This is a genomic window from Pradoshia sp. Z4_20 (assembly GCF_058216035.1).
Map to the genome: position 1 here is coordinate 157,085 of NZ_JBZAJD010000002.1, position 18,188 is coordinate 175,272.

The following is an 18,188-nucleotide window of genomic DNA, read 5'->3' on the forward strand; positions in this document are numbered from 1 at the left end:
GCTCTTATTTAACTGATTAACCAAATAAGGAAAAACAGTGTGATTACCGTCCATAACCACACTGCTTTCTTAAAGATCTTAGTCCATATTAATCCATACACTCTTCACTTCTGTGTAGTTATCGAGTGCATAGCTTCCCATTTCACGACCAATACCGGATTGTTTGTACCCTCCAAAAGGAGAAGCCGCATCAAATGTATTATAGGTATTTACCCATACCGTACCCGCTTGTAACTTATGTGCGATTTGATGAGCCTTTTTCAAGTCCTGTGTCCAAACACCTGCCGCTAACCCGTAGTTGCTGTCATTGGCTTTTTGTATAAGATCATCAATATCATCAAATGGCATGGCCGCTACAACAGGTCCAAATATTTCTTCTTTTGCTATTGTCATGCTATGGTTTACATCTGCAAACACGGTCGGTGATACAAAATAGCCTTTATCAAATGGAATATCCCCTCCAATTAACACTTCGGCTCCTTCTTCAACACCTTGGTCAATATATCCTTTTACCCTGGACTGCTGCTGGGCGGAAATAAGCGGGCCCATCGTTGTATCTTCTTCTAACCCATTACCCTGTTTAATATCCTTGGCACACGTTATTAAATCAGAAACGACATTATCATACATTTTCTTTTGGACATATAAACGGCTGCCTGCACAGCAAACTTGCCCCTGATTGAACATGATACCCATTAATGCACCCGGAACAGCCTTTGATAAATCTGCATCCGGAAGAATGATATTCGGCGATTTTCCTCCAAGTTCCAATGTTACGCGTTTCAGCGTATCAGCAGCTGATTTCATAATTTGTTTACCCACCTTAGTCGAACCCGTAAAGGCAATCTTATCGATCATTGGATGATCGACCAATGGTTGTCCTGCTGACGGACCATATCCTGGGACAATATTGACGACTCCATCCGGGAATCCAGCTTCACTAATTAGTTGTGCCAGGTATAATGCAGAAAGAGGTGTGTTTTCTGCTGGTTTTAATACGATTGTACACCCGGTAGCAAGTGCCGCTCCGAGTTTCCAGGCAGCCATTAATAATGGGAAATTCCACGGGATAATCTGCCCAACCACTCCAACTGGTTCATGTTTTGTATAATTAAAAAAATTACCGGCTACTGGGATGGTTTGTCCCATGATTTTAGTCGACCAACCTGCAAAATAGCGGAAGTGTTCAATGGCTAATGGAATATCTGCATTAGATGTTTCACGGAAAGGCTTCCCGTTATCCAATGTTTCCAATTGAGCCAACTCCAGCTTGTTTTCTTCCATTAAATCTGCCAATTTGTATATTAAACGACTGCGTTCTGCAGCATTCATTGTTCTCCATGGTCCTTGATCAAATGCTTTACGTGCAGCTTTGACAGCTATATCAATATCTTCAGATTGCGCTTCTGAAATCACAGCCAAAACTTCACCAGTAGCAGGATTCATTGTTTCAAATGTTTTACCAGATACTGAGTCTACGAATTCACCATTCATATATAACTGTTTTGTACCTTTTAGAAACTCTGCTAATTTGGGACTAATATTAGAGCTTATAGTAGTGGTCATTTAATTCCCTCCATTTATATCCATCATTTTGTGAACGCTTTCAGTATATTCCATCTATTTTCCATTTTCAATTAATTACCATCTGAAGAGCAAATGAATCGTTCGCTCCTTTTTGACATGAATTAATTCAATACACCATATATTTGTTGAAAAAGAGCAAAGCTTGATCTATATTGTACTTTTGTGTTCTTTTAGCAACATAGACGCGCTTTTTGCATTTTTAAACACATGCTTTCAAAATGAATGATAAAATGCTCTCATACAAAATAGTTTCTCTTATTGATAAAAGGGAAATATATCCATTGTATAGAATAGTATTAAAGAGGCTCCATCTTTACTTTAACGAGGAGGTTCCAATTTGAATCAGTCAGTACTTATTGAGGATTTTAAGTCCTTCTTTCTTGAATTTCAATCTATATGGAATAGCTGTAATACTGAATTGATGATTTCCAAGCTTTCTCTGAATTTATCTGTTCGTTGGGCAAATGCGGATGGTGTCGTTTCAGATTGGGGATATAAGGAGGCTTGCCTAGGATGGGCAGAAGCTTTTGAACAATATTGCGGACATAACCCAAAATGGAATTTTACTATTTTACATACTACTCCAGCGTCTGAGGATGAGGTCATTGTTTTATTTTGGGTAACATTTGAAATGGATGGTGAAAAGAAAGAGGTTGTTAAACTGTTTGTACAGAGATTTAAAAGATATGAAGATGGATGGAAATTGTTGCATGAATACTGTGAAAGTTTACGGCCAGAAGCAGCAATATTATAGACGCCATACCTTTCTTCCACACAAAAAAAACGAACTGTTTTGAAAACAGCACGTTCTCTTTACTACGATTGGATTTCGATAAATTGCTCAATTTTATTGATCAAGATTAACAGGGCAGCACGAGTTTCAAACTCCTCCCTTGTTTTTGGTAAATCCATATTCTCAAACTTACCTCTTAGATTCTGTAATTTTAACAGTAGACGATTCCGGTCTTCTATATTTGCACCCAAATCATCTACGAAGTCAGCTACCATTTCATTCTGCTCAAATGTTGTAGGCAGATGAATGATTAAAGGAGCCATTCGCTCAACGATTTGGAATTGCTGATGCACTTTAGTGAAGTATTGCAAATAATAGGAGTCTCTTTTAAAAAAGGAATTTTCCTCACTTCTCTTGGCTAATTCCATACCCACTTCGATTAGCTTCTTTGTTTTAATAATGTATTCATCATTCCAAACACGTTCTTTCTTCCGAATAAACTGACCGAATTGCAAGAAGATCACTTTAAAATTTCCTTCTAGCTCCTTTATAATCTTCTTAATCTCACCTTCAACACTTGGCATATATAAGTTGAACAAAAGAGCGACCAGAATTCCAATCGATACGATGCAGATTTGGTTTAAAATAAGCTCATACGTAATATTTTGCGATATGTATAATTGCATGACAATAACAAAACCAGGTACAATACCGTCCTGAAGCCCCAGCTTAGCCATGACCGGTATATAAATAAATAATAATAAACCTACTGCAACAGCTGTATAAGCACATCCTTCAAATATCAATACAGCCAATAAAATCCCAAGTATACAAGCTGCAAACCGCTGCCATGCAATCTGTATACTTCTGCGCTGTGTACTCTGAACACTTAATAAGGTGATGACTGCAGCGGTTGCTGTATTTTCCAGCGACAAAACTTGAGCAATAACCAAGGCAATCATCGCGCCAATCGCTGTCTTAACTGTGCGGCTTCCAATTGTAAACATGGTTGTATCGATCCCTTCTTTCTTTCCATCCCCATTATATAAGAATACCCGAAATAAATAAAATTACCTCTGTACGGAAATATTAACCTAAAGAAAATTCGAATAACTTTTTGTTGATCAATAAAACTTTCGTTATAATAGGAATACAGAAGGAGATGAATCTGATGAATAAGAAATTAGTTGAACGCTTTCTTACATATGTAAAAATTGATACCCAATCCGATGAAAACAGTCAAACATGCCCTTCTACAGAGAAGCAATTTGACCTCTTAAATCTTCTAAAAGATGAATTGCAGACAATAGGAATGGAAGAAGTAACACTTGATGAAAATGGCTATTTATTTGCCACCCTTCCCGCGAATACAGAAAAAGAAGTACCAACAATCGGCTTCCTTGCTCATGTCGATACGGCTACCGATTTTACCGGTAAGAATGTAAAACCACAAATCGTAGAGAATTATGATGGCGGTGATATTACGCTTAATAAAAATCTTAATGTCATCCTATCACCGAAAGACTTTCCTGAGCTAAAAGAGTATATAGGTAAAACACTTATTACCACTGACGGCACTACTCTGCTTGGTGCTGATGATAAAGCAGGCATCGCTGAAATCGTAACGGCAATGGATTACCTAATTAAACATCCGGAAATTAAGCACGGCAAACTTCGTGTCGCTTTTACACCGGATGAAGAAATTGGCAGAGGCCCTCATAAGTTTGATGTGGAGCGTTTTAATGCTGACTTTGCTTACACACTGGATGGCGGTCCCATTGGTGAACTTGAATTTGAAAGCTTTAATGCTGCAGGGGCAAAATTGACTTTTAAAGGAACCAATGTCCACCCAGGATCCGCTAAAAATAAAATGGTCAACTCCTTAAAGATTGCCATGAATTTCATTGATGAGCTTCCAAAAGAAGAATCACCCGAATATACAGAAGGCTACGAAGGCTTCTATCATCTCCTATCGTTAAACGGTGATGTAGAACGTACTCATGCCGCTTATATTATCCGAGATCATGACCGTGAAAAATTTGAAGCCAAAAAAGCGACGATGAAAGACCTTGTTGCAAAATACAAGGCTAAATACGGCGAAGAAAATATTATATTAGATATGAATGATCAATATTATAATATGGGAGAAAAAATTGAACCTGTAAAGGAAATAGTCGATGTCGCCCATCAAGCCATGGAAAACTTGGGCATTAAACCAATTGTTAAACCAATTCGCGGCGGTACAGATGGTTCCCAACTATCCTATATGGGCCTGCCTACTCCTAACATCTTTGCCGGAGGAGAAAATTTCCACGGTAAATATGAATATGTAGCTGTTGAAAGTATGGAAAAAGCCACCGAAGTCATCATAGAACTTGTACAATTATTTGAGAAACGGGCATAATTTCTCTTATATGAAAAAGAGTGTGCAGAATAGAGGATACCAAGTCTATTATAGAGGCTAGGTATCCTCTTTTATTTGAATTTAACCAGACAAGGAAAATGGTATATCCAATATAAAAGAACTATTAAAACCCCAATTATATCCCTCCGCAAGCCGCAAAATATATACTACTTATTTTCAATTTTCTCCAATAGGGCAATAACTTTTTCGTTTTGTGCGATTATTATTTCATTTTGCTTTCTCAGTTTTACAAAGTCAAAGAGATAGACTAATAAAACCACTATAATTAAAAATCACAATCCTATTCCCCTTTCACAGTACAAAATAATTCCATTTATTATTCATTTAACCTACCCAGCCAGTAGGAACAACCTATCCTATAGTTAGGTGGCGGTAAACTACATAAATTAAAGACACATATACTTCCTCATTTAAAAGAAAATATCGTTATTATTTTGATTCAGCAGTACATACAAGTACTCGTTGTATTAGCTCATCTAGGAGTACTAAAAATTTTCTTTGGCGGTACATTACAGGATTCTGATGGAAATGCTAACTCAGCTTCTCACGAATGGTCAGGTTTGATTGGCCAAGCTTACGATAATCTGATCGGGTATCCCTGGTTACCACTTATACCTATCCTATTTTTAGGATTAACCATTTTATCCGCTCAAATGATGCTAAGCGGGTTCACAGATGTAATAAATAATAAAGCTTTATATCTGGCTAAAGTATCTAAACCGAGAAAACGTGCTGCTAAGAAGAAGATAGAAACACAAAACTAACTATTTAATGAACACGAATGTGTCTGGCTTGATAGTTGTATAAGGTAGAATCATTAGGACTTGAATCATAAAAAAATAGCCCAATCATATTATAAAATTAAAATATGATTGGGCTATTTTTTTACATTGATTTGAAGGTTGAGTATCCAAATATAATATAAATTGGTACCCTCCTTTCGTTAGTCTACTTTGAACTGAATTTTTTTCCTTGAGTCATCCTTCACCCCTTTGGCTGTTAACCATGCTTCTAGAGTGTATTCTCCAGGTTCAAGGTCTTTCAAATGGATATCATGCGTTAATTGCGCTCCTTTAACCAGTTCTTTTTCAGTAATAACCTGTATAAAGGATTTTCCCTCTGAATACTGGATGATTGTTTTTCCCGCTTGATCCTTTAAAATATAATCAAACGTTTGGCCGCTGTTAAACGTTAATTTAATCGGTTTCGCTGTCTCGTTTTCAACTGTATATACAAATAAGTAATCATTTTCGACTTTGTTCTTTTGGACTAAGCTTGACGTTAAACTTGCATCATTGATACGATTTGTACTCTTATCTATATTCACTGGTTTATCATCACTTCCTTTGTTTGGACTGGGTTCTTGCCCGCATGCTGCCAACAGGAGGATACATAAAATAAAGCTTAGACTTTTTTTCAAACTCACACCTCCTTATAATTCCTTTGTTTGTTAGGTTCTACAATCATCTGCCATTCCCCTGCTCAATCATTCTTAGATTTTATTTTTTCCTTCATCCATTTATAGACTGTTACGATTCCTAACACTCCACCCAACGCAATTCCGGATAATGCTACAAATAAAGCGATATATTCAAAGAAGGAATAGGAAGCAGCCTGGGACCAGTTAATATTCCCTTTCCAATCCTGTTCAATGACCAGATTCATGCCGTAAATTCCCGAAATAACCGTATATGTAGTTAAAAACGTAAGTAAATATTCATGTCGTTTCCCTGTTAGCTTTTCGTGGTTTTTATAGAGATTGCCAAGTGTTCGGTTCACATGATTATAAAGCTCATCCATATGAAAAATATCTTTCATTTTTAAATAGATTTCTTTCCCAAAAATCCGGCTATGTACTTCAGGCTGATAAAATTGTGCAGAAAAATTCGTGATTCGAATGATAAGCTTTTCAATAGAACCTTTTTTATCATCCACTCTCAGCTGGGAATTCTCATACGATAATTCTAATAAGAGGAGTCGATTGAAAAAGAATAAAATATTTGTGTAAAAATTTTCTCCATACATACGCTCAGCAATAAATTTACTTTTCTCTTCACATTCATTTGATAGACAGACAAATGCATAATTACTGATTATATAATAGGAAGAATCGCCCCATCGATCATATACATGCTGATCACAAAAGCGATGGATGTATGCCTCCGATTTAGCACCGGCATAGGGATGTCCTTCCCTATTATATCCCTTAATCAAAGCGGCTCTGTATAAAGAAATTTCATCCAGGAGGGTATTCTTTTCGAAAGCTAAATAGTAGTAAACTTGCATACGTTCTTCTATAAAAAATGGCAAACTGCCAAAATAGGTTGTATGCTCTTTCTTTGATAAATGATCCTCCAGCCATGGACAATATTCATTGAAAATAATTCCTTTTGTTTCAGAATACTCTTTTTCATTTAATCTAATAACTATATCATGCGGTTTATCTAGTTGTCTGAATAAGTCTATAAAATGAAGAACATCATTATAGCTCATATGATCAGGCAAATTAATTCGCATATTCATAATGCCAATATTATACGGACAAACAAAGATATCAAAAGATACTAATATAAAATCAGTTTCTAAATACTTGGATTGTAAACAACCCTTTTGATTGATAATTTTACTAAAGCGACGAAATGCATTTTTATCCTTTATAGTTGGGGGAAATAAAATGGGCTCCATATTAGGAAGAAAAAATTTCTCCATGCGTTCATGAGATACTCGTATATCTCCATAAAATTTGCAATCCTGACTTGTATCTCTTAAATCAAAAAACTCCCACTGCTCTTTTATTAACTGCTGAACCAAGCCCTCACTCCGTGAGTCCTTTATTTGAAAGGGGAAGATGAACTGTAGGTAGGATTGTTCCACTTGAAGTTCTGGGATTTCTATCTTAGACATTCTGTATACCCCCATCTCTCTATCTATCTCTCTTTTCCCTCAATACTGGATTAAAAAACTTATTGATTGGTTTATATAATAACCTATGATGAATAATTGGGTTTATATTCAATATATACAAAACAAGTACTAATATTAAGAGGAGAGTGGACTATATTCTCTCATCACACCCATTCACAGTCCAAAATAAAAACCTTCTAGAGAGATTACCACATCACTCTAAAAGGTTTAATAACCGATGTAAAAGAATTAAGATTATTTTAGTAAATGAATTGTTTAATCGATATATATGCCAATCGCTTTACTATCATCAACTTTGGCTTTTTGTTATTTCAATGCGCCAATAAAAATTGTAAGGATATCTCATTGAATTGGGCAGCTTGATCTATATTACATACATGACCGCTATCCTTTAATATGACTAACTGACTTGATGATTGTTTTTTTACTAGCCGCTTCACTGGTTCTAAAAACACATAATCCTCATCTCCCATAATATATAATGTAGGAATATGTGTATCTTTTTCATTGATTTTCAATAAATAGCTTGCGATATCACCAGTTAGTGATAACCAACGCAAAAATTCTCTATGCTTAATTTTTCTCGCCTCTTGAACAAATAAATGACGTGAAGTTTCATGGGTTTTTCTCGGCATTAAAATCCAGGCAAATAGTTTATATAACCACATAAATGGGATTATTTTCTTAAACATATTTGCGATACCAAGTAAAAAGTGCAGCCTTGGTGTAATACGTATTACAGCGCCTGCAAGTACCATCGAATGAAACCTTTCAGGGTTCGTCTCAGCTAACTGACGAATCAGCATTGTCCCCAGTGAAATTCCTACAAAGTGAGCTTTATCAATCTTTACTTCATCTAAAACATTTAAAATATCTTCGCTAACCAAATCAAGTGTATATTTAGTTGGACTGTTCTCAATCTCACAATCACCATGGCCGCGAAGATCGACGACCAACACATTAAAATGCTTACGGTATACTCGAATTTGCTTGTACCAAATAGTTGAGCTACCTCCTGCACCGTGTACTAAAACAACCCATTCTTTATGTTGTTGACTATAGATTTTATAATGTAACAAATTTTTCATCCTTTAGTTATTTAACATATACTATCATTACGTACAGCAACACTCATGGTTTCAAATTTTAGAGTATTTTACATTAGATGTATGCCCAAAAGTAATATCCGTAAACATTTCCATTTATCAGATACCGAACATATCTATAATTTTTTCGCTTCCTGCTAGCGTTTGATCAAGCATTTATCACTTCTAACATTTATTTCCTCTTGGGTGCTAGATATACAAATATTTTTAATAAATGAAGGAGCAGCGGTAAAAGACGATACATAGTCTAATCATACTGAATCTTTCAGTAAGGGACTTTGTGAAACAAACGATAATCAGAGTATTAAATAAGCCAAAAGAGAAAAAGCACTTTTTATAGTTCATGATAAATTAACATCGGCCGATATAATAAAAGCCCCATAGACAAGTCTATGAGACTAGAGGTATTATTTCGTTATAATAGTAATATTCAAATATTTATTTTTTGGGACTGCGCCATTTTTCAAGTGCAGTCTGTAATACAGATGCTAAAAAAAGAGTTTCTCCTATACTGATTAAAATTCGATTCATTGGATTATGCATATTAATCGATTCTCTATCAAGTTTACCTATCTGTTCTTTTTTTAATTGAATAATAGCTTCTTCAGCTTGACCTTTTGAGAATCTTAAAAGCTTATTTCCCCAATCCTGATCATCCTTCGTAAATAATACAGAGTCTTCTTCAATGATTGCAGCAAATTTTACACCGTAATTATTTTTGTAGTGATACGGAGCTTTTTCAAAGAAATCCTCAGGCGTGTCTTCTAACATTTCATGTTCAGCTTGTATAGCCTTAATCTCTTCTTCTACTTCTAAACTAGTGCTTGTAACCATAAATACCAACTCCTTCTGCTAAGTACTTAAAAGTATAAACGGTTTACCAAAAGTTGTCTTCTTATATATGGAAGGATATAAAAAGTAATTATATTTAGAATTTTCTTTTAAATATAACTACAATATTGGAATAATGATTACATTATGTAATAAATAGTTCTACCCTCGTATACAATAGCTAATTCTAACTTTAAACGATATATTATACATTGATTTATAGAAAATTTTATTATTCGAAGAATTTCTTCACCCTTTTTGTTAATATTCACTCTATGATTATCTTATAATCATTCTACTGAAATCATATATTTCTTAACCTCTAGATAATCTGTAACCATCATTTATTTACATTTGTTTCCACACTTGATATTATCAAAATAAAGAGGTGAAGCTGATGAAAAAAAGAATCCATCCGTCTTTTTCTCATTCCTATGAAATAATCTTGCAGGATACCGTCCATTTTTTGCTAGCTTTATTCCATAAAAATCCCTCACACCGTTTGATAAAGGAAACTCTTAATGCATGCTATGACTCTATTATTCATGTTACACAACCCCTTACCCGCCAACTTCAGGAACAACCTACAGAGAAAATTGAATTCCAGCTAGTTACAGACATGATTAATGAAATTTATTACGATGAAAAAGAGGACCAGAGCATTATTGATATGTATTACAAAAACCTTCCACTGGATGACTTTTCAAATGATAATTTAGTTTCGGAGCTGACCGAATTGCTGACAAGAACTCATAATCCCCAGCTCTCCTATTCAACCAGCAGAAAAGCGCTCCATTCATGGGTAGATTTGCGTGAAGATGGTCAAATAAAAAGCATATATTCCGGCCAAAGCTTAAATCCCAGTGATGTAATTGCTCAGGATAAACTGCTGGAAGATGCGGCAATCGACCAAATGATACAAGTATTGAGTAAGGATTTCGGAGTGCTTCATGAACATAAAAATATATTGATTGAGTCCGTATTGCGGTCTCTCCAATTCAATATTGAACATGTCATTCCACAATCGTGGTTTGAGAAAAGACACCCCATGGTTGGAGATCTTCATCATTTATTTACGTGTGAAAAAGATTGTAATTCATTCAGAAGTAATATTCCTTATTATGATTTTGAAGACTACAAACCTGGAGCTTATAAAGAAGTCATAAAATCCTTTTGCGGAAAAAGAGATGGCAATCAAAGGTTTGAGCCTGAAAATGGCAAAGGTGAAATAGCACGAGCATGCTTATATTTTTTAATGAGGTATCCTGATGAAATTATACAAGAAAAAATGTCATTGATTGATATCGACCTATACAAAAAATGGCACAACAACCATCCGGTCTCTCTTCATGAAAAACATCGAAATTGGGCAATTTTTAAACTCCAAGGAAATCGAAATCCCTATATTGATTTTCCTGAGCTGGATTTCACATGATTATAAGATATTTTTTCAGAGTTTGCTAACAATTGAAGATTCCAGTCATATTTTTTGGTAACTACATGATCCATACTATAAAAAATGAGGGATACAAAATGAAACTGAAAACCATTATTCCGCTTTCAGCTTCATTGTTATTGCTATGTTTATCAACAATGGCCGCTTTCTATGAAGGAAGTGCTCTCCGAGATGACATTTTCGAATGGCGGTGGTCCACTCCATTTACTATGCTTACAGCAGAAAGAATTTCACATGCCGATCAAGTATCAAAATTAGATTACCTGGTTTATGCTGCAAAATTCCAGCCGTTTTTTCCTGCTATTATGTTGATATGTCTCATTAGTATCCTCATCTTAGCCAGTTATATTGGTATTAAAAATCCAAAGACTCATGCTTATTATTTTTCGGTCTTGGCTTGTGTAATGGCAAGTGCAGGTTTAATGATACTCTCTGATCATGTGGGGACAAAATTTATTTATTCCAGCATACTACTATCAGGAGTTATTATTTCCTCTCTCTTAGCCTATCAGCACTTTACTCAAACACTCACACAATCTACATTTAAGCAAAATGAGACTTAAAATAATACCAATAATTAAAAGAAGGAGTGAAAATTCCACTCCTTTTATTGCGACATTCTTTTGTTTCAACTCTGTTAATGATTAAGGATGAGATTAGCGGAATTGCAAAAACCATCCCATTGTCGATATGTCTAATGTGCTAAGTCAATGTTTTTGTAATGAATAGTTTTAAAAAGGAGTACTCCAAGAGGCATATCTTCTTATGAATTCCCTGCTTCGAATTGATCCATAAGCATAAAAATAAAAACAATCGCCAAATGAAGAATTGCCAATATTGCGAAATGGTATCCTTCAAGGATTTTTATATAATAAAAAAAGATGGGAAAAGCAACGGTTTCATAACCAAATAAAACCAATAGCCACCCTATTCTTTCAGCCAATTTTTTCTCATTCTTCGGAATAAAGACTTCATTATTCCCTGCGATAAAGGACGTTTTTCCTTTTTTTCTAATCGAGTTCCCACTCATCATGAGTAATATACCGATCACCGCAAGTACAACAGAAGGCAAAAGCATTCTCTTTCCTCCTCATAATTCATCAGCATATTCTTAAACATGTATTCTGATTTTTTCAATAATTAAGTGAAACTTATTTATTGATTTTATCATCAAAAATTATCATTTAGAATTGCTAAATGCCGCTTTTTAAGTAAAAGGATTCCAACTAATTAGCATTATTCTATGTACCAATGAATTTTACAAAAATAGGAGGTATACCTTTGCCATTAACTTTATAGTATAAGGTAATACCTAATATAGGTCTCCCCCTTATGTTTATAAAAATACAATTGACATAGTGTACAGTTTAAAGGAACGAATGTGCCTCAGAATAAAGACGTCAGTTACATGTTTATTTGTTTTAATGATGTTTTTAAAATGTTCCCATTCCTACATCATGAATAGACTATAAAGGAAAGGAGCGGTTTTTTTTGAACAGAGATAAGTACGACGGTCTCCATTTCTTAGCGATTATCTGCATAACCTTTTTACAGTTGAACTTTGGCTTTAATGACTGGATTTTCGGATTGCTTATAACCATATATGCCGTATTTGCCATTTTAGTTATTGAAGGACTATCGAAATACTCCGTGACAAAATTTATCATTTTATTACCAATGATCTTCCTATTAAGAATCTTCATCACTTTATACTCATGATTTCAAATAATTTATAGATTACTATAAAATACAAAACTAATTCAGATATCAGCATGACCTGCACCAAGGTTAGATGGTCTTGAGCTCATAATAGTGCAGGTCCTACTTAATTGGATTGTTCTTTCTAATTGCTAGCCAGAATGACAGCCATCTCGTCTTCAATTTTCTTCAGCTGATTTTCTTTCTTGGCATTGTTAATAATGATGGAGAAAACGTATTTATTCCCCTTCTTTCCTTTTACATATCCCGTCAAACTACTGACCGTTGAAATCGTACCTGTTTTGGCTATGATTTTACCTTGTGCAGCTGTGCCCTTCATTCTGTTTCTTAATGTCCCTCCTACACTTCGATCACTATCACCTGCTACTGGAAGTGCATTCTTATATGTTTTATACCATGGTTTGGTTTGCGCTTTATAAAGTAAATTTGTTAATGCGTTAGCTGAGATCATACTAACATGAGACAACCCTGAACCGTCTCTCATAAGTATGGCATCATTTCCAATCCCCAAATCGACAAACTGGCCCTCAACAACTGATAATCCCTTATCCCAGCTTCCCACTTTTCCTTTTACCCTGCCCATTTCTTTTACAAGAACCTCAGATATTGTATTATTACTAAGCTTCATATATGGTACAAGAATCGTACCCAATTTAGGTGAATGGTCGGTGGCAAGCTTTGTAGGCTTAGCTGGTATTTTTCCGGCTGTATAATTCCCAGTAATTTTAATGCCTTGCTTTTCTAAAGATCTTTTAAATAAAGCAAGGGTATATCGAGTAGGCTCCCATACAGAAATCCATGTTTTTGTAGTACCGGAATTTAGAGGGACATTCCCGGTGACAGTAATTCCATTGCTGCCATGTTTTCTATGTATCTTAACAGTATTTTTACTGTTAACCTTACCAACTTTGGTTTTGTTCGATATCTTCACATAATCCGTCTTTGGAGTCATGGTTACAGAGGCGGCTTTACCTACTTTATTGCCAGACTTGACTTGTATAATCACTGTACCTGCATCATAATCAGCATTGGGGGAAAAGGTTAATCCAGAAATTTGAGCACCATAATACTCTTGCTCATCACTCCATGGCATATCCAATGATAATCGGATTTGGTCATACCAAGTATCATCCGCCACAAGATTTCCTTTAATCTTCTTTATCCCCTTCTTTTTTAGAGCTAAAGCAATATTGTCTAGATCCTTTTCCCCTAGAGTAGGATCCCCCTTCCCTCTGATGTAAATATTTCCCTTTAAGGTACTTCCTTTTTGTTTACCATCTGTATAGATCTCAGTTTTGAAACGATAGTTTTCTCCAAGTAATTGAAGAGCAGCAGCACCGGTAACTAACTTCATACTTGAGGCCGGCCTTAATCTGGTATCCCCATTATGCTTGTATATTATTTTTCCATTAGATGCATTTCTCACGCTTATTCCAATACTGGCACCTTTTAAATCAGGATGGCTTAGCACCTTGGCGATTTTAGAGCTTAACTGGCTTCCTCCAGCGGCATTAGAAGCCTCGTCCTTTTTCAAGGGACTGACAGAGCTAAAACTAATAACCATAACAACCATTAACAGACATAACCATTTCATCTGCTTGTACAATGGACTCTCCCCTTCTATATTTTTTTTAAACACTTTTATTAAACAGCAGAGTATAACTGGCTATGAAGGCATAGCCATATTAATTTGTATATGAAAGCACCTAAAAGGAGAATCATTTTTAAAAAAATGACCTCACACTTTTTACTAATTATCTTCTCCCTAATCATATTTACTAGTACTGCTTCTATTGTTAAAACATTCAGAGAAGGGATATAGTTCGCGAATACATTGGTTGCTCCCCCTTAACTTTATATATTCTGATTTATTAGCTATATAGTGTGGGGATGAAGAAACAGCTAAAAAAGACTGTGAGTTAGGAAGATTATGTACAAACACGTTTTCAGAAACAGGGTTAGTACCCCCAGTGCTTGTCTTGATGTTTGGAGTAAATGTTGGGGTTATCAAGGGGAAAAATATGTACAAGGATGGAAAGACCTATAAAGTTATAGTGTGGTCTTGGCAACAGTATTCAAACAGCTCGAATCACCAATCATATTATAAAAAAAATAATGCCAGGCGTTAGCATCCTTTTTTATATGATTGGAGTAGCCATAACCTCTAATTTTAAAATATGTAGAACATACTTAATTTGAATGACCAATGAAGAGACAAGCTGTCACCTTAACTATGTAGTTAATTCTTATTATATAATGTAGAGATATATACATAATTCTATACTTTTAGTTGTTTTTAGATTCATTAGTCAAAACTTTTACTAATACTAAATAAAAATATTATGTAAACAATCATTTTAAAATCTAAGCATATGTTAAACCGAGCACAACCTATATAATTGAGGAAATGAATTCCTCTAATATCATAAAAGTGTAAATCACTAATGCTATACCAGCAACAGCAATGAATCCAACAAATAGTGCAGAGCAAATTATCTTTATAAAAGAAATAATAGTGGTAAGAATATTTTTGTTAAATATTATAATATGAGCCATCTTATTCAACCTTTCTGAAAGTCTTCTACTTTCACTATACCGTAATCCCTTGCCAAATGTTAACACCTATTTTCCTTTATTTTGTAATAACATTTCCGTATTTCAAGAGGACCTCTAAAAAACAAACGTTAAAACCTTGCTATAAGAATGATTTATGTTAGATGAAATTATAAATATATGATTCATATGGAATCAAAATATTTTGTTTTTTTTATTTTTTGTTCTATCATAGATTATTAAAAAAGGAAAGTTAGGTCTTAAGATGAAAAAAAACACATATCATACAATTATTGCTGAACTAAATCAATCAGACCAAGTTTCTCAAAAATTATTACATTCTTTATCAGCTCCGATTATTATAAAAATGTTTTATAATTTATTCGGACCTTCTGGGACACACCGGTTAAGTGAAAATGCTTATTATAAAATTCTTACTGAATTGAAAGACCACACGGAAGAGCTTCCAAACACTTCTGTGCCATATGCCAGTTCAACACTGATTCATTTATTTTATGACAAGATTGGCAGGCACGTCACGGCTGAGACCGTTTTGGAGGATGATGAAGGGGACTCCAAAGAAGAAACAAATGATTTAACAGTAGATGACCTACTGGATTTACTTAATTTCGCAAACGAAGATCATGATGAGCTTTATGCAGAACATATTAAAGATCGCCTTTCTCAAATTTGTTCTTTATTACGATAAAAATTATAAATATGTGGGGATGCTTTTTTAAAAGGCATCCTTTTTAATGCGTACAAATGTTAATTACAATAAAATATCAAAATTGATCAGCAACCATTATAAATAGATTATTTTGCCAAGCGATTACATATAGAAGTATTTCCAACAAAGATGCCATCTAATTACAGGGTATTCCTTCTAATATAGGGAAAATACTACTATATTGTGACAATTGCAATTATTCAGTTCACTACAGTGTAAATCATATAAAGGTATATGTTATTATGGTCCCAACAAAATATTGTGCGATTATTATTTTTTGAGGGGGATTTAAATGAAATCAACGACTAAGGAAATCATAGTATCAGAAATCAGGCAGACAAAAACTGTATATGAAAAGCTATTGATATCATTAACAACTCCAGTCCTACTTACTATTTTCAAACAATTATTCGGCAGAAACGGAGAGTTTTCCTTATCCGATAAAGGATTCGATTGTGTTGTAGAAGAACTTGAGTCTCAGAATCGACTACCAGAAACAAATGGGGAAAAAATCACAGATGCCTTATTGGTAGATATTTTCACTGATTTTTATACCAATCAGAATGAAGATAACCCTCTTAAAGATCAAATGCCTTCTGTTGACGAACAATCAACCCCTCATCTAACACTTGATGATTTATTAGATTTACTTAATATAGCTATGAAACATCATGATATCCTATATGCCAATGAATTAAAAAGACGTTTATTGGTACTTAACAGGAATCATAAAAACAGTATAGAAGCCTCCTGAATATCTACCTTCTAAGCGAATGAAGCACCCTGTTCATTCGCTTTTATTATTGCATCACTAAGGAAAGTTCATGGCTAGATGGTTGGTTAAATTTAAAAAGAACTCTCAGCTTTCTTTATTTCGATCTTCGACCATGTCTTCATTGACGAAATACCTCTGTTTTGGGATACTGAAAAGGCTGACTCTAAGGAAAAAAGGTGTATAACATGGAATTTGAGATTAAATTTTTATCTTTCTTTGTTGTGGAAACAGAAGATAAGGAACAGCCTACAGCTAAGCATTATCAAACACTTGATACAGATGAATATGAGGAAAGTGCTCTTAAAGATTTCCTTGATGGCGAATTCAAGAAAATCGTAAAGCGTAAAGTTGATCGTCATCCCAATTCAGAACAAGTACCAACAAAGCTGGGCCATTTTATAATTGAACCAGGTCATACATTGGATTCAAATCCAAACTACAATGCATTTAACCGTACTCGCTTTGCTGATAATAAAGAAGATTTTAAAGCATTCAGTGAGGAATTCGTTCATGCTTATCTTGATACAAGTGCAGTTCGGGGCGGTGTGTTTGTTATGGCTTCAGCCGTACCGCGGAAATTTTTCGAACATCGATTTTTATTTTTAATGAAATGTGATTTTGAACCAAAGGTCGCTTCTATATCTGATGAAAAAACATTAATTCGCAATGTCGAGATGGCCATCACTACTAAAAATATGAAATCCATTCTATACCCTCATATGCCTGAAGAAGGCATGATTGAGGAAAGCGAATTAAAGATTCATCAATCCTCACATGCCCGATATTTCGAAGATTTTTTAAAATTTGTAGAGTATGGTGAATCTAAACAAGAATTAGTGAAGAATCATGTCATTGACATGGTACAGGAGCATATTGGTGAAGTATATGAGCCCGAAAGTGAGGAACGCCGTCAGTTTGAAGAAGCTATTGAAATCTGGGCTGACAGTCCCAAGCGTGAGCTTCAGGAACGATTAACAACTGAACAAGTTGTAGAAGCAGCCGCTCAAATTGTTGAACAAGAACCGGATATTGAACTAAAGATGAAGCTGGATAATACGAATATTAAAGGATTGCTGGCCGATTTCGGTGAAACCATTCATTTAGCCAAAATTAACAATCGTTATGTATTGGTGATTGAAGCAGAGCAAATTTTATTTGAGAAGGGATTCTCCCCCATCGAATTCCACAAACCTGATGACCTGCATAGGGTAATCGATAAAATAAATAAAAAGACCTATGAAAATAATACTTTTTAAATCATAGGTTAAATTCCATGATTTAAAGAAGGGTTCTGATTTTAAAGCTATAAATCCTGATATATGATAACCTTTAGATTAGATGGTTTTTA

17 protein-coding genes are annotated in these 18,188 nt (G+C 34.7%); 9 read left to right on the top strand and 8 right to left on the bottom strand.

Translation table 11 applies throughout. From position 1 onward, the window contains the following. Positions 1-78: 78 nt before the first annotated feature. Entirely contained in the window at positions 79-1,566 is a 1,488-nt protein-coding gene (locus AC4BHP_RS06750; RefSeq protein WP_490551769.1) for an aldehyde dehydrogenase family protein, read from the bottom strand. Positions 1,567-1,924: 358 nt separating this feature from the next. Here AC4BHP_RS06750 and AC4BHP_RS06755 point away from each other — a divergent pair, with 358 nt between their 5' ends. Continuing rightward, on the top strand, positions 1,925-2,341 hold the full coding sequence (locus AC4BHP_RS06755) for a hypothetical protein (protein WP_066099976.1): 417 nt from the start codon (positions 1,925-1,927) through the stop codon (positions 2,339-2,341). Between the two features lie 62 nt (positions 2,342-2,403). On the opposite strand, the gene AC4BHP_RS06760 is transcribed toward AC4BHP_RS06755, so the two are convergent. Beyond that, complete coding sequence (locus tag AC4BHP_RS06760) at positions 2,404-3,327, bottom strand: aromatic acid exporter family protein (RefSeq protein WP_066099977.1); 924 nt, start codon at positions 3,325-3,327, stop codon at positions 2,404-2,406. Positions 3,328-3,491: 164 nt separating this feature from the next. On the opposite strand from AC4BHP_RS06760, the gene pepT reads away from it, so the two are divergent. Together pepT and AC4BHP_RS06770 are read left to right on the top strand one after the other, a co-directional pair. Beyond that, positions 3,492-4,724 (top strand): peptidase T, encoded by a 1,233-nt coding sequence (pepT, locus tag AC4BHP_RS06765; RefSeq protein ID WP_490551770.1) that lies wholly within the window; start codon positions 3,492-3,494, stop codon positions 4,722-4,724. Positions 4,725-5,179: 455 nt separating this feature from the next. Continuing rightward, complete coding sequence (locus AC4BHP_RS06770; RefSeq protein WP_490551771.1) at positions 5,180-5,509, top strand: hypothetical protein; 330 nt, start codon at positions 5,180-5,182, stop codon at positions 5,507-5,509. A gap of 179 nt (positions 5,510-5,688) precedes the next feature. Here the strand turns inward: AC4BHP_RS06770 and AC4BHP_RS06775 are convergent, their stop codons facing one another. The 4 genes from AC4BHP_RS06775 to AC4BHP_RS06790 form a co-directional block, all read right to left on the bottom strand. Then, a complete protein-coding gene (locus AC4BHP_RS06775; RefSeq protein ID WP_066099988.1) occupies positions 5,689-6,165 on the bottom strand; it encodes a BsuPI-related putative proteinase inhibitor in 477 nt (158 codons plus the stop codon). 62 nt (positions 6,166-6,227) lie between these two features. Further along, entirely contained in the window at positions 6,228-7,649 is a 1,422-nt protein-coding gene (locus AC4BHP_RS06780; RefSeq protein ID WP_490551772.1) for a hypothetical protein, read from the bottom strand. A 332-nt stretch (positions 7,650-7,981) separates the two neighbouring features. Further along, the gene (locus AC4BHP_RS06785; RefSeq protein ID WP_066099995.1) at positions 7,982-8,749 is read right to left on the bottom strand and encodes an alpha/beta fold hydrolase; all 768 of its coding nucleotides are present in this window, start codon (positions 8,747-8,749) and stop codon (positions 7,982-7,984) included. A 465-nt stretch (positions 8,750-9,214) separates the two neighbouring features. After that, the gene (locus AC4BHP_RS06790; RefSeq protein ID WP_066099998.1) at positions 9,215-9,610 is read right to left on the bottom strand and encodes a hypothetical protein; all 396 of its coding nucleotides are present in this window, start codon (positions 9,608-9,610) and stop codon (positions 9,215-9,217) included. Between the two features lie 394 nt (positions 9,611-10,004). On the opposite strand from AC4BHP_RS06790, the gene AC4BHP_RS06795 reads away from it, so the two are divergent. Continuing rightward, complete coding sequence (locus AC4BHP_RS06795) at positions 10,005-11,042, top strand: endonuclease I family protein (RefSeq protein WP_490551773.1); 1,038 nt, start codon at positions 10,005-10,007, stop codon at positions 11,040-11,042. 98 nt (positions 11,043-11,140) lie between these two features. After that, on the top strand, positions 11,141-11,626 hold the full coding sequence (locus tag AC4BHP_RS06800) for a DUF4306 domain-containing protein (protein WP_066100001.1): 486 nt from the start codon (positions 11,141-11,143) through the stop codon (positions 11,624-11,626). 200 nt (positions 11,627-11,826) lie between these two features. Here AC4BHP_RS06800 and AC4BHP_RS06805 read toward each other — a convergent pair whose 3' ends face one another. Continuing rightward, complete coding sequence (locus AC4BHP_RS06805; RefSeq protein WP_066100008.1) at positions 11,827-12,141, bottom strand: hypothetical protein; 315 nt, start codon at positions 12,139-12,141, stop codon at positions 11,827-11,829. A gap of 413 nt (positions 12,142-12,554) precedes the next feature. Here AC4BHP_RS06805 and AC4BHP_RS06810 point away from each other — a divergent pair, with 413 nt between their 5' ends. Beyond that, entirely contained in the window at positions 12,555-12,782 is a 228-nt protein-coding gene (locus AC4BHP_RS06810) for a hypothetical protein (protein WP_139063780.1), read from the top strand. A 124-nt stretch (positions 12,783-12,906) separates the two neighbouring features. Here the strand turns inward: AC4BHP_RS06810 and dacB are convergent, their stop codons facing one another. Beyond that, entirely contained in the window at positions 12,907-14,388 is a 1,482-nt protein-coding gene (gene dacB / locus AC4BHP_RS06815) for a D-alanyl-D-alanine carboxypeptidase/D-alanyl-D-alanine endopeptidase (protein ID WP_225983682.1), read from the bottom strand. Positions 14,389-15,600: 1,212 nt separating this feature from the next. Between dacB and AC4BHP_RS06820 the strand changes: the two genes are divergently transcribed. The 3 genes from AC4BHP_RS06820 (at position 15,601) to AC4BHP_RS06830 (ending at position 18,096) form a co-directional block, all read left to right on the top strand. Further along, positions 15,601-16,044 carry a hypothetical protein gene (locus tag AC4BHP_RS06820; protein WP_066100014.1) on the top strand — a complete coding sequence of 148 codons (444 nt, stop codon included), beginning with the start codon at positions 15,601-15,603 and terminating at the stop codon, positions 16,042-16,044. 313 nt (positions 16,045-16,357) lie between these two features. After that, a complete protein-coding gene (locus tag AC4BHP_RS06825; protein WP_139891175.1) occupies positions 16,358-16,819 on the top strand; it encodes a hypothetical protein in 462 nt (153 codons plus the stop codon). A 206-nt stretch (positions 16,820-17,025) separates the two neighbouring features. Continuing rightward, entirely contained in the window at positions 17,026-18,096 is a 1,071-nt protein-coding gene (locus AC4BHP_RS06830; protein WP_066100020.1) for a DUF3900 domain-containing protein, read from the top strand. The last annotated feature ends 92 nt before the right edge of the window (positions 18,097-18,188 follow it).